This is a genomic window from Variovorax atrisoli 110B (genome assembly GCF_000382045.1).
Lineage (GTDB): Bacteria > Pseudomonadota > Gammaproteobacteria > Burkholderiales > Burkholderiaceae_C > Variovorax > Variovorax atrisoli.
Genome location: NZ_KB907466.1, coordinates 45,451 through 58,341, shown reverse-complemented (window position 1 = coordinate 58,341; position 12,891 = coordinate 45,451). Strand labels below are relative to the sequence as shown.

The window sequence follows — 12,891 nt, the reverse complement described above, 5'->3', positions numbered from 1 at the left end:
TGATGTCGTTGTTCGGCGTGCGTGCACAGGCCGCCGGGTGCTCCCCTCAGCGAATGTCCCCCGTCGACGTGATCGCGCCGCGAAAGAGAAAAGCCGGCCTTCATCAGAACCTCGGCAGATCGGGATGCGGCAGCCTGCCGCCACGCACCACCTGCTTGCCGTACTCGGCGCAGCGCTGCAGCGTCGGAATCACCTTGCCGGGGTTGAGCATGCCCTCGGGGTCGAAGGCGCGCTTCACCCCGAACATCTGCTCGTTCTCTGCGGCGGTGAACTGCACGCACATGCTGTTGAGCTTTTCCACGCCCACGCCATGCTCGCCCGAGACGGTGCCGCCCATCGCGACGCTGGTCTCCAGGATGTCCGCGCCGAAGAGCTCGCAGCGGTGCAGCTCGTCGGGGTCGTTGGCGTCGAACAGCACCAGCGGATGCAGGTTGCCGTCGCCCGCGTGGAACACGTTGCAGCAGCGCAGGTCGTACTTCTTCTCCATCTCCTGGATGGCCAGCAGGATGTCGGCCAGGCGCTTGCGCGGGATGGTGGAGTCCAGGCACATGTAGTCGGGGCTGATGCGGCCCGAGGCGGGGAACGCGTTCTTGCGTCCGCTCCAGAACCTCATGCGCTCTTCCTCGCTGCTGCTGCAGGCGATGGCGGTGGCGCCCGAGGCGCGCAGCACGGCGGTCATGCGGCCGATCTCTTCCTCCACCTCCTCGGGCGTGCCGTCGGATTCGCACAGCAGGATGGCGGCGGCGGCGAGGTCGTAGCCGGCGCGCACGAAATCTTCGACCGCGGCGGTCATGGGCTTGTCCATCATCTCCAGGCCGGCGGGGATGATGCCGGCCGCGATCACCGCGGCCACCGCGTCGCCGGCCTTCCGCACGTCGTCGAAGCTGGCCATGATGCAGCGCGCGAGCTGCGGCTTGGGCACCAGCTTGACGGTGACCTCGGTGGTCACGGCCAGCATGCCTTCGCTGCCGATGACCAGCGCGAGCAGGTCGAGCCCCGGCGCGTCGAGCGCCTCGCCGCCGAACTCGATCGCCTCTCCCTCGGCGGTGAAGCCGCGCACCCGCATCACGTTGTGCAGCGTGAGCCCGTACTTGAGGCAGTGCACGCCGCCCGAGTTCTCGGCCACGTTGCCGCCGATGGTGCAGGCGATCTGGCTCGACGGATCGGGCGCGTAGTAGAGGTTGAAGGGTGCGGCCGCCTCGCTGATGGCGAGGTTGCGCACCCCGCACTGGACCACGGCCGTACGGCTCACCGGATCGATCTTCAGGATGCGGTTGAACCTGGCGAGCGACAGCGTCACGCCCATGGTGTGCGGCATGGCGCCGCCCGAGAGTCCGGTGCCCGCGCCGCGCGCCACCACCGGCACGCCGAGCTGGTGGCAGGTCTTGAGCACGGCGGCCACCTGCGCCTCGGTCTCGGGCAGGGCCACCACCAGCGGGCGGGCGCGGTAGGCGGTGAGGCCGTCGCACTCGTAGGGGGTGGTGTCCTCGTCGTGCCAGATCAGCGCGTGGGCCGGCAGGTGAGGCTGCAGCGCTCGCACGATCTGCGACTGGCGCTCCGTTTTCTGTAGCGAATCGTGTTGCGTGGGGGTCAGCGGCGCGTTCATGCGGCGGCCTCTTTCTTTATTTCTTGCTCGCGGGATGTCTCGTGTTTACCGCACTCTACGGACATTCCGGCCGAGCCGGGTTGATGGTTTTTCGCCGGCAGCTTGAAAGAACTTCGCGCCCGGCCGTCCGGCTCAGCGCAGGCTCTGCCCCAGCCAGTCGGCGAAAGCCGCGCACTCCCAGCGCTCCAGCGTGCCCGGCTGCCAGCAGATGTAGTGCCGGTGCGGCGAGACCACCGCCTGGTCGGACAGCGCCACCAGCCGCCCCGACTCGAACCACTCCGCACCCAGCTTCTGCCGCACCAGCGCCACGCCGAAGCCGCTGGCGGCCGCGTCGTACATCAGCCCCAGGTCGTTGAACTGCGAGCCGATGGCGGGCTCGGGCTGGTCGATGCCGCAACTGGCGAACCAGGTGCCCCAGGGTTCGAGCGGGCTGCGGATCAGGCGCGCGGCGGCGATCTCGGCCGCGCTGCGAAAGCCCGTGAAGGGGCCGAACTCGTTGAGGTAGCTCGGGCTGCAGGCAGGCACCACCTGCTCTTCGATCAGCAGCCGGTGCTCGCAGTCGGCATAGCCGCCGGGGCCGTAGCGCACCTCGAGGTCGGCCTGCTCGGCCGTCACGTCGAGCAGCGGGATCGACACCTGCAGCACCAGCTCGATGTCGGGATAGATGTTGCGGAACAGCTCCAGCCTCGGCATGAGGAACTGCCGGCTGAAGGTGGGCGTGACCGCGATGCGCAGCCGCGTGACGCGCTGCGCGGCACTGCCGCCCAGAGGCGTGGCCTGCAGCGCCGCGAGCCCCGTTCGCACGTTCGCGAGATAGGCGGCACCGTCGGCCGTGAGGCTGAAGTCGCCGCGGCCGAAGAGCTTGAAGCCGACATGCGATTCGAGCTGCCGGATGCGGTGGCTCACAGCGCTGGGCGTGACGCACAGCTCGTCGGCCGCGCGGCCCGCATGGCGCAGGCGCGCCACGGCCTCGAAGGTCAGCAGGCACTGGATCGGCGGGATGTGCTGCAGGGCCATGCGTGGCGCCCGGTGCTGCGTTCTCGGTCCGGCTCGGCTCAGTCTTCGAAGAAGCTGACCGGCAGGCCGGGCGTGTCGACGCGCATCGAGATCACCGTGCCCGAGGCGGGCCGCTGCGCGATCTCGGCGGCGGGCCTGCCCTTGCGGCCGCTGGTGACGAACAGCGTCTTCAGGTCGTCGCCGCCGAAGCAGGGCATGGTCGGGCACTGCACGGGCACGGGCACCGCGGCGACGATCTCGCCCGTGGGCGCGAAGCGCAGCAGCTGCGCGCCTTCGAACATGGCGACCCAGTAGTGGCCCTGCGCGTCGACGGTGGCGCCGTCGGGGCGGCCCTGGTAGCCCAGCGGCGCATCGACGGTCCAGCCCTCGGGCTTGGCGTCGAACTGGTGGAACACGCGGGCGTGCGAGAGCGAGTTGGCCTCGGCATCCCAGTCCCATGCGCAGACCACGTGCGCGGCGGTGTCGGCCCAGTAGAGGGTGCGCGCATCGGGCGAGAAGGCCAGGCCGTTGGCGGTGGTGGACTCGTTGGCCATCTGCGTGAGCGTGGGCGAGACGCCGGTGCCGGGGCGCGCGTCGAAGCAATAGAGCGCGGCGTTGGCGCGGTCCTTCGCCTCGTTGAGCGAGCCGCCCCAGAAGCGGCCCAGCGGGTCGCACTTGCCGTCGTTGAAGCGCATGGTGCGCACGTCGTGCTCGACGCGCGCCATCGGGGCCAACTCGCCACCCCATTCGCGCGCACGGTAGATGCCGTCGCGCAGTGCGATCACCAGGCCGCCGCTGCGCGCGGGCGCCATGCAGCCGGGTTCGGTGGGCAGGGGCCAGCGCTCGACCTTCGCGCCCGGCGACCCGATCTCGCCGCGCGTGCGCAGCACTGCACGGCCGGGAATGTCGAGCCAGTAGAGCGATCGTTCTTCGGGATGCCAGAACGGCGATTCGCCGAGCTCGCAGAGGCTGTCTTCGATGGAGGTCCACATGGTGGCGAGATTTTGCTCCCGCCCGCCGGGGCCCCGGACAAAAAAAAGCCCGCTGGCGCCGAAGCGCTCGCGGGCTGAACATCCAAAGGAGACCTCGCTTGAAACTTTTTCTTCAGTCGGGGAACACCGCGGAACCGGCTTTGCCGGGCCGCTGGTGTTGCCCCCTGCAAGGGGGTCGGCGTAGCGACACGAAGTCGCGAAGCCTGGGGGTTTACCTGTTGTATGCGGTCTCGCCGTGCGAGGAGATGTCGAGGCCTTCGCGCTCTTCTTCTTCCGACACACGCAGGCCGAGGGTCAGGTCGGCGATCTTGTAGGCGATGAAGGCCACGACGCCAGACCACACGATCGTGAGCAGCACGCTCTTGATCTGGATCCAGACCTGTGCGCCCATCGCGAAGGTGTCGGGGGTCGCGCCGCCGGTGCCGCCCAGGCCCTTGGCAGCGAACACGCCGGTCAGGATGGCACCCAGGATACCGCCCACGCCGTGGACGCCGAACACGTCGAACGCGTCGTCGGCACCGAGCATGCGCTTCAGGCCGCCCACGCCCCACAGGCAGACCAGGCCGGCCAGCAGGCCCAGCACGATCGAACCCATCGGACCGACGAAGCCGGCGGCGGGCGTGACGGCCACCAGGCCGGCGACGGCACCGGATGCTGCACCCAGCATCGAGGCCTTGCCCTTGTGCAGGCTCTCGCCCAGGATCCACGACAGGGCCGCGGCGGCGGTGGCGAGCACCGTGTTCACGAAGGCCAGGCCGGCGACGGCGTTGGCAGCACCGGCCGAGCCGGCGTTGAAGCCGAACCAGCCGACCCACAGCAGCGAAGCGCCGACCATGGTGAGCGTGAGCGAGTGAGGCGTGAAGGCTTCCTTGCCGTAGCCGACGCGCTTGCCGACCATGTAGGCGCCGACCAGGCCGGCCACACCGGCGTTGATGTGCACCACGGTGCCGCCGGCGAAGTCCAGAGCGCCGTCCTTGCCCAGCAGGCCGCCGCCCCACACGATGTGGGCGATCGGCACGTAGCTGAAAGTGAACCACAGCACCGAGAACAGCAGCACGGCCGAGAACTTGGCGCGCTCCGCGAAGGCGCCGACGATCAGCGCCACGGTGATGGCCGCGAAGGTGCCCTGGAAGGCGACGAACACGTATTCGGGAATCGTGGTCAGCGCGCCGAAGGTCTCCTGCGTGATGCCCTTCATGAAGATCTTGTCGAATCCTCCGAAGAAGTTGCCGTCACCCGAGAAGGCCAGGCTGTAGCCGTAGACGGCCCACAGGATGCTGATCAGCGAGAAGATCACGAAGACCTGCATCAGCACCGACAGCATGTTCTTCGAGCGGCCCAGGCCGCCATAGAACAGCGCGAGGCCGGGGATGGTCATCAGGATCACGAGAAGGGTCGAAGTCAGCATCCAGGCGGTGTCGCCGGAGTCGATCTTCGGAGCGGGGGCCGCGGCGGGCGCAGCAGGAGCTGCATCGGCGGCGGCCGGGGCTGCCGCTGCGGGAGCAGCAGCCGGGGCGGGCGCGGCGGCTGCGGGTGCCGACGCGGCCGGAGCCTCGGCGGTTGCCGCGGCGGGAGTCTGCGCGAAGCCGGTGGTACCGGCAGCCAACACGCTCAATCCGAGCGCAAGAGAGACAAGCAGTTTTTTCATAGTCGTTGTTCTTTCGGGCCAGGACTCGATCAGAGGGCTTCGCGGCCCGTTTCGCCGGTGCGGATGCGAACGACCTGTTCGAGGTTGTAGACGAAGATCTTGCCGTCGCCGATCTTGCCGGTGCGCGCAGCGCCTTCCACCGCCTCGATCACGCGATCGACGAGGTCGTCGGAGACGGCCGCTTCGATCTTGACCTTGGGCAGGAAGTCGACCACGTATTCAGCGCCGCGGTAGAGCTCCGTGTGGCCCTTCTGGCGGCCGAAACCCTTCACCTCGGTGACGGTGATCCCCTGCACGCCGATGGCCGACAGCGCTTCGCGCACTTCGTCGAGCTTGAACGGTTTGATGATGGCTGTGACCAGCTTCATGAGTTTTCTCCTTCGGATGGAAATGAAGTGGCGCGGCAGCTTGGGCCACGCCTCGTTGTTGTATGGCTTACAGCGTCTTCGTCAGCGTGACGATGAAGCGGGCCTTGTTCGGCGAGTAGTAGGTCGTGCCGAAGGTGCCGAAGCCGAAGTCGACGCCCGGGTTGCTCACCGCGAGGTACGAGTTCTTCTTGTTGGCGCCCTGGACCGAGCCGGTCAGCGACAGGCCGTTGCCGAAGTCGTAGCTCGCGCCGATGTTGTAGTCGACGTAGCTCTTGTAGCCCAGGCTGCGGATGTCGCTGGACATGTTGGTGAAGCCCACGGCAGCCTTCAGCGTGACCTTGGGCACGATCTCCTTGCTGTACGACAGGTTCAGGTAGCCCGTGTTCGTGCCCTTCAGGCCCGAGCCGGCCTTGTTGCCTGCGTAGCCGAAGTAGTCCTTCGAAACGGTGTGCGAGTACTTGGCGGTGAAGGAGCCGAAGCTGTCGTTCGCGTAGGTGGCGCCGACGTACAGCTCGGTGGTGTTGCCCGAGGAGTTGCCCGGGTAGATGTAGGTGAGCGCACCGACGTCCATGTCCAGCGGGCCGGCCTTGAACTTGTAGCCGCCGTAGACGTCCATCTCGATGCTGTTGCCCTTGAGCCAGTTGACGCTGGAGTTCCAGTTGCCGACGTAGAAGCCGCTGTCGCCGAAGGCGTAGTCCAGGCCGCCCTGGATGGCGGGCTTGAAGCCCTTGGTCTTGGCGTAGTCGTTCTTGCCGATCATGTCCTGGTCCTGGCCACGGAACTTGTAGTTCGTGGTGATCGACACGTTGCCCGTGAGGTTCGGTGCGGGTGCCGCAGCCGGTGCTGCTGCGGCGTCGGTCGTTGCAGTCTGCGCTAGGGCCGCGCCGGACGCGGTCAATGCGGTGGCCAGAACGATCAGCGCCTGGGCGGCGGTACGGTGCGTCATCAGGGAACTCCTCGAAGGTGTGTTGTGGGACCGAGGGGTTCAAAGCAGGGAGCGTGCCAAAGTGCACGAATGCCTCCTCTCGCAACCGCCCCCACGTCGTGGTTGAGAGCCAAATCGTTACAACACCTGTTGCGAGTGGTTGCAGATGCACGGTGCGCCGCACCACCGCGGGAACGCCCAAAAAGTGCGCACCATCTTGGGGAGAGGGAGAGGAATGGGACTGTCTTTGGTGCAAAGCCGCGCCTTGCTGGGTCTTGAAGCGGCCAGTGTCACGGTAGAGGTGCATCTGGCGAACGGTTTGCCCAGCTTCACGCTGGTCGGACTGGTCGAAACGGAGGTCAAGGAGGCGCGGGAGCGCGTGCGCTCGGCGCTCCAGAACGCCGGGCTGGAATTTCCCAATAACAAACGCATCACGGTCAACCTCGCGCCGGCCGACCTGCCGAAGGACTCCGGGCGCTTCGACCTGCCCATCGCCCTGGGCATCCTCGCCGCCAGCGGCCAGATCGACGATGCGAAGCTCGCCGGCCACGAGTTCGCCGGTGAGCTCTCGCTGTCGGGTGAGCTGCGGCCCGTCCGCGGCGCCCTGGCCATGGCGCTCGCCCTGCACACGCGCGGCGTTGCGACCCGGCTGGTGCTGCCCCTGGAGAGTGCGCTGGAGGCGGCCCTGGTGCCGGGCGGCGAGGTCTATGGCGCGAAGCACCTGCTGGACGTGGTGCGCCAGTTCGTGGCGACCGACGAGGAAGCCTCCCAGCTGCCCGACACCGCGGACGACGGCTGGGCCCGCATCCACGCCGCGCCCGACGTGGCGCCACCCCGCTACGCCGACCTGGCCGAAGTCAAGGGCCATACCGGCGTCAAGCGCGTGCTCGAGATCGCCGCGGCGGGCGGCCACAGCCTGCTGATGGTGGGCGAGCCCGGCTCGGGCAAGTCGATGCTGGCCCAGCGCTTCGCCGGCCTGCTGCCCGCGATGCACATCGACGAGGCACTGGAGAGCGCCGCAGTGGCCAGCCTGGGCGGGCGCTTCGCGACGCAGCGCTGGCGCGTGAGGCCTACCTGCGCGCCGCACCACACTGCGAGTGCCGTGGCGCTGGTCGGCGGAGGCTCGCCGCCGCGCCCCGGGGAAATCTCGCGCGCGCACCATGGCGTCCTCTTCCTCGACGAATTCCCCGAGTTCGCCCGATCGGCCCTCGAAGCGCTGCGCGAGCCGCTGGAGACCGGCACGATCACCATCGCGCGCGCCGCGCAGCGCGCCGAGTTCCCCGCGCGCTTCCAGCTCGTCGCCGCGATGAACCCCTGCCCCTGCGGCTATCTCGGCTCCTCGGCGCGGCCCTGCCGCTGCACGCCGGAACAGGTCTCGTGTTGGGAGTCGAAGTTAATGCGCCCAAATCAAATTTGCTGCGCAGAACGATTCATAGTTCGTGGGCCTCCCACGCAGCTAGGCCTCAGTTGGCAAGAGGTGTAGTGGTGACGAGCGCATGCGTTCAAGACTTGGGGACGGCACACTCGAAAGATCAAGACCATATGGAGGGGGACCGGGCGTGCAGAGCTGGAGGCGCAAGGTTCCCGACTGCTGAAAAGTACTCCGGGCTTCCGAATTGAAGAGGTGGCTAGACCGACTGGACATCTCAGCGACTGAAAGCCGATCAATGCGGCTCACTCCGTCCACCACCGCGACACTAACTTGTTCGAATGTTGCGCCTCCCAAGACATGAGCGCAGGGTTTGTTCGCTACATTCAGTGACACACAAGTCGATACTCTGGCTACCTCTTTAGATCTCTGACGAAAAGTACGTATGTCCTCACTGCCCTTGCCCGCCGATGCAGCAAACGAACCCCAGGCAACGGAAGCAACAAAGAGCTTCAACACGCTCGCGGCGAGGGAATGGGTATTTGCCGTCGTTGGCCCCGCAGGATCGGGAACCTCCTATGTCGCGAAAGCACTGGAGTCGCTCGCTGCAACTGCCTTCAATACGAAGGATGTCTTTTCAATTAAAGCCAGCGACGTAATAAAACATTCTCTATCCGAAGCAAATCGACAAGCGCTCAGCTCGAAAAAGAAGCTTGAAGTTGGAGCAACACTTCAGGATTTAGGCGACGACCTCAGGCGCACCGATATTACAGCTGTCGCATTGAGAATCATGTCTCGCATCAAAGCAACGCGGCAAGCCGAAGATAAAAAAATCACCCAGCCAGATGCCGCAGTTGTTGCCCTAAAGGATCACGAAAAACCTATTCGGGTCTATATTGTGGATTCACTCAAGAATCCCGCAGAAGCAGAATTACTTCGCGGCATATACCGAGAAGCATTCTGTTTAATAGGGGTTGTGTGTGAAGAAAAAATCCGAGGACAGCGTCTTCATAGCGGTAAATTCAAAGACTCATCTCTTGTAGAGATAGAGTCATTTATGAAACGGGACGAGAGCGCCGACATAAAGTATGGCCAAAAAGTCGCAGACACTTTCCATCTGGCAGATTATTTTGTAGACAATACTCCAAATCGATATCTCGACGAAGAGCAAAAAAATCCAAATCCAGAGTGGATCGTGACAGATAAGCTCGGAAGGCTTTTTGACATTTTAACAAATCGAAAAATTGTGCGTCCCGATGCATCGGAAACCGGGATGTTTCATGCTAAAGGGGCGCAATTAAGAAGCGCCTGTTTATCTCGTCAAGTTGGAGCTGCGCTCACCGATGGCAAAGGAAATCTTCTTGCAACTGGGACCAACGAAGTACCAATGGCCGGCGGAGGTGTTTATGGCAGCAACTTCGAGGATCCTAATGATATTCACCATGAGGACGATCGATGTTTCGCACGTCGCGGCTATTGCAGCAACACGCGGGTTCAAGATGAAATAATTAACAGGATCATTGACAGTATTGATCAGCTCAAAGATTCCAAGGATCAGGAGCGAGAGAAGATCGTTGGTCAACTCAAGAAGACCCCTCTCGGTCGACTGATTGAATTCAGTCGCGCCGTCCATGCAGAAATGGATGCCTTGCTATCTGCCGCTCGGTTGGGAGTTGTGACCGCCGGAACAAAGCTGTTTGTTACGACATTTCCGTGCCACTATTGCGCAAGACATATTGTCGCAGGTGGAGTAGAAGAAGTTCAATATATTGAGCCATACCCCAAAAGTAGAGCTTTCGAGCTGCATAGTGACGCTTTACAAAAAACATCAATAAAGTGGACATCCCCTTCGAAGTTTCGTATACTATTACAAGGCGGCAATTTGGAGTCGATCAAGGAAGCCAAGCCGCGAGTTCTCTTTCGAGCCTTTACTGGTGTTGCACCTAGGCTGTATCGGCGTGCTTTTTTAAAGGATGGCGCGCTGAAAGATGAGCAGGGCAAGATGATCGCCCTTCGACCAGATTGGGAGCGCGGATTGCTGCGCGAAAGCTACTTAGACGTCGAGAAACACTTGGAAAGCCAAAGCGGCCAACATGGCTAATGTCATTTCTTTGGCAGCGCATTTGCAGAAAAGATCTGCTGCTGAGCCAATTGAGCGTTTGCTGCCTCCGAAAGGGACGCAGCTAGCGTTGCCATTTTCGACGCCACATAGTCTGGTGCTGGTTTTTGCAGACCATTTTTATCACCGGCGCTCATTTGAGGCCTTCGTAGAGCACACACATCCGCAGGCAATCATCGATCTTCGCATCGCACCAAGATTGGATTTCGTTGCCAATACGCGCGCTCTTGCCTTGCGTACTCTCGAGTTAGATGATATTAATTATTTAGATGTCAGAGGGCGCTTCGAACAAAAAGCAATCCCAAGCTTGACATGGTTTTCGAGCCTGCTCAGTGAGGTCAAGATAATTTTTAGCGCTCTCGAAATTTCGCACCGAACAATTTTGCTGTTTTTTGATGATTCTGAGCTATTGAGAAGATTCAGCTTGGAATTGGATCGAGACTACGACGTTGTCGTCGCAGAACAGCGCTACATTGAAAACGTGCTGGCTGACGCCGATCAACTTCAGATGTAGCACCGTTCGCAGTCAAGAGCTCCGGGGATGGGCCGATCCTCGAAGCTGGTTCCCTTTGACGGGCCGGCCTTGATAACGCAGGGCAGATCCGCACCAGTCAACGAGACAGGTGGCAAAATCAATTTATGTCATCTCGTCCAAAGCAACTACGGCTGTGGAACGTGGAACTGACAGCGACGCGTACGCGACGTGAAAGATTCAGCTCAGCGAGGTGGCCCGCCAACGGCTGCTGATCTCCGCGCAAGCGGGCCCTCGCGACCTTTTCTCAATAGAGGCCTCGATTCGGAGCTTTTTTCTTTAGCGCCAGTCCTGAGCTTGTCTCCCCCCATTTAGGAAAAACCGTTCGAGAGCGGGTGCGCACAGGGACTAGCTGCCTGGAGAGATCCGGGGTACCACACCCGCAGGGGCAACGGAGTCTCGCAGCGACGCCCGCCACCGGTCATCAAGGGAAGAGCCTTCAGCCCTTTTCTTTCTCTCTGCGCCGCGGTGCGAAGCGTACTGGTTGCACTTTGTGCGTCGTCTCGACGAAACCCTCGCGCAAACTCACGGAAGCTTTCCTTTTGCAATGGCGTCAGCATTGGAACCGAGAGGGACGCCCATCGCGTTGTTTACTCTCTATGAAGGAGATCTCATTACGATCCCCGTATCGGAACGGCAAAGGCTGCACTCATCTGTCGCGCTCGCTTGACCGCATCGCCATGCAGGTAGATTGAGGTGGTCGTGATCGACGCATGACGCAGGTTGTCACGCACAGTCGTAAGTTCCGCTCCGCGTGCAAGCGCATGAGTGGCATGCGTGTGTCGCATCCAATGCGGACTGGCGCGGCGCAACTTCTGCGCCAGCGCCGGGCTGTCGGTTTCGATGACATCAGCAGCTTGCAGAAAGAAGCGCCGCAGGATACTCCACAGCCGTGCGCCCTCGATGCCCACGGCGCTGTCCTGACCCAAGCTACCAATCAAAGGCACCTTCGGATCCCATCGCGCTGGCGTCACCGGCAGCTTACGCTGCATCAGATACCGATCTACGGCAGATCTAGCCAACGGCGGCAGCGATACCTTGGCCGCCTTTCCGCCTTTGCCAATCAGACGCAGCCAGCAATCGCCACATGCATCGACCTCAATTTGACCGAGCTTGGCACCGACGAGTTCACCGACGCGCAGTCCGGTGGCATAGGAGAAGTCCAGCACAAAGCGCAAGCGCTGAGCTGCAGCGGGCTCCCAGCCATGCAACCATTCCAAACCTTCGGCCACGGCCTGTACGATGCCCCATTCCCCTTCGCCGAAAGCTCGCTCGGGCGGTTGCTGCTCGGACCCTTTCGCACCACGGACCCTGAGGCCGGCAAACGGATTGGCCAGCAAATAGCGCTGCTGGATCAACCAACGAAACAATGCTCCCGCCACGGATAGCGCATAGGCAATCGATCGTGCAGACAGCACTCCAGCGAAGGGACGCCATTCCGGTGACGAGCGCGCGGCCGTAGGACCTATCCAGCGCCCGCGCGGTGAAGGATTGCGCAGGAATGCCCGATAGGCAACGGCGTCCTCGGTCGTCAACGAAGACAATGCTTTGCGACGCTCCACGATCGCCCAAAGAATCAACCGTTCAGCTTCTTTTCTGTAGGCACGCTGGGTAGCACCAGCCTCGTGAAGCGATAGCCACGCCTGGACTGCCTCGTAATCGTTGCCCGCACCTAAGATACACGTCTCCCGCAGCGCTCGGAATGTGCCGTGCGAGCCGTCGAACTCACCGGGAACACACAAGCGCTCGAGGGGGACTACATCTAGCGAAATCGCGGCGGGCAGCAGCGAGCGAGCGGCTGCTGTCAAAGATGGATGCTCAGCGAAGAAAGACTCCACGCGCTTGGCGCCCACTGCACCCAAGCCCGGGATCGTTATCCACCACCGGCGCCGGCGCGGTACACGAATCGTGAGATCGGCAAATGTGTGCAACTGACACGCCTGCATGGGCTTTGCTAGGCGTGCAGGCAACCAGCGGTCGATGGGATCAGTGACCAACGGTTGCGGCACTTCAAGCCCTCGCAGCGATTCAATCGCGGTCATCACATTGCGCACATGTTTATGCCGCTCTGACGGAGGATGCATAAAAAGCTGCGCTAGGTCGTTCCGCCAACACCGTCGAGCATGGCTCGCCAACTGGCGCCGGATATCGCCAAGCACTGTGCGAGCCGATTGCCGATGCTCAATGTAATGCGGCAGGTACTGCTCCACGGCATTGGTGGCGCTCATGCCTGCGTACCAGGCACGCAGCGCTGCAAGGGCAGCGACACCCGGGACGCCGCTTGGCGTCCCGGGATCTACCGATTCGCTTCGGCTACTTTTCATCAGCGGAGTTTG

9 protein-coding genes and 1 pseudogene are annotated in these 12,891 nt (G+C 62.9%); 3 read left to right on the top strand and 7 right to left on the bottom strand.

Translation table 11 applies throughout. The features are described 5' to 3' along the window. Positions 1–103 precede the first annotated feature (103 nt). The 6 genes from G369_RS0131010 to G369_RS0130985 all read right to left on the bottom strand — a co-directional run bounded on the left by G369_RS0131010 (position 104) and on the right by G369_RS0130985 (position 6,556). Positions 104–1,606 (bottom strand): FAD-linked oxidase C-terminal domain-containing protein, encoded by a 1,503-nt coding sequence (locus tag G369_RS0131010; protein ID WP_019657968.1) that lies wholly within the window; start codon positions 1,604–1,606, stop codon positions 104–106. 132 nt (positions 1,607–1,738) lie between these two features. Beyond that, complete coding sequence (locus G369_RS0131005; RefSeq protein ID WP_019657967.1) at positions 1,739–2,623, bottom strand: LysR substrate-binding domain-containing protein; 885 nt, start codon at positions 2,621–2,623, stop codon at positions 1,739–1,741. Positions 2,624–2,661: 38 nt separating this feature from the next. Then, positions 2,662–3,594, bottom strand: a complete 933-nt coding sequence (locus G369_RS0131000) for an SMP-30/gluconolactonase/LRE family protein (RefSeq protein WP_019657966.1) — start codon at positions 3,592–3,594, stop codon at positions 2,662–2,664. 211 nt (positions 3,595–3,805) lie between these two features. Then, entirely contained in the window at positions 3,806–5,242 is a 1,437-nt protein-coding gene (locus G369_RS0130995) for an ammonium transporter (protein ID WP_026346784.1), read from the bottom strand. 29 nt (positions 5,243–5,271) lie between these two features. Further along, entirely contained in the window at positions 5,272–5,610 is a 339-nt protein-coding gene (gene glnK, locus G369_RS0130990; protein WP_007833403.1) for a P-II family nitrogen regulator, read from the bottom strand. Between the two features lie 67 nt (positions 5,611–5,677). Continuing rightward, a complete protein-coding gene (locus tag G369_RS0130985) occupies positions 5,678–6,556 on the bottom strand; it encodes a TorF family putative porin (RefSeq protein WP_019657965.1) in 879 nt (292 codons plus the stop codon). A gap of 214 nt (positions 6,557–6,770) precedes the next feature. Between G369_RS0130985 and G369_RS36610 the strand changes: the two are divergent. The 3 genes and pseudogenes from G369_RS36610 to G369_RS38835 all read left to right on the top strand — a co-directional run. After that, positions 6,771–7,940: pseudogene (locus G369_RS36610) on the top strand (YifB family Mg chelatase-like AAA ATPase); the annotation flags it as partial. Positions 7,941–8,349: 409 nt separating this feature from the next. Beyond that, a complete protein-coding gene (locus G369_RS37885; RefSeq protein ID WP_080647947.1) occupies positions 8,350–10,005 on the top strand; it encodes an anti-phage dCTP deaminase in 1,656 nt (551 codons plus the stop codon). Then, positions 9,998–10,537, top strand: a complete 540-nt coding sequence (locus G369_RS38835) for a hypothetical protein (RefSeq protein WP_157773832.1) — start codon at positions 9,998–10,000, stop codon at positions 10,535–10,537. Before G369_RS37885 ends, G369_RS38835 begins: the two co-directional genes overlap by 8 nt. A gap of 632 nt (positions 10,538–11,169) precedes the next feature. Here the strand turns inward: G369_RS38835 and G369_RS37880 are convergent. Then, complete coding sequence (locus G369_RS37880) at positions 11,170–12,879, bottom strand: site-specific integrase (protein ID WP_080647946.1); 1,710 nt, start codon at positions 12,877–12,879, stop codon at positions 11,170–11,172. Between the last annotated feature and the right edge of the window lie 12 nt (positions 12,880–12,891).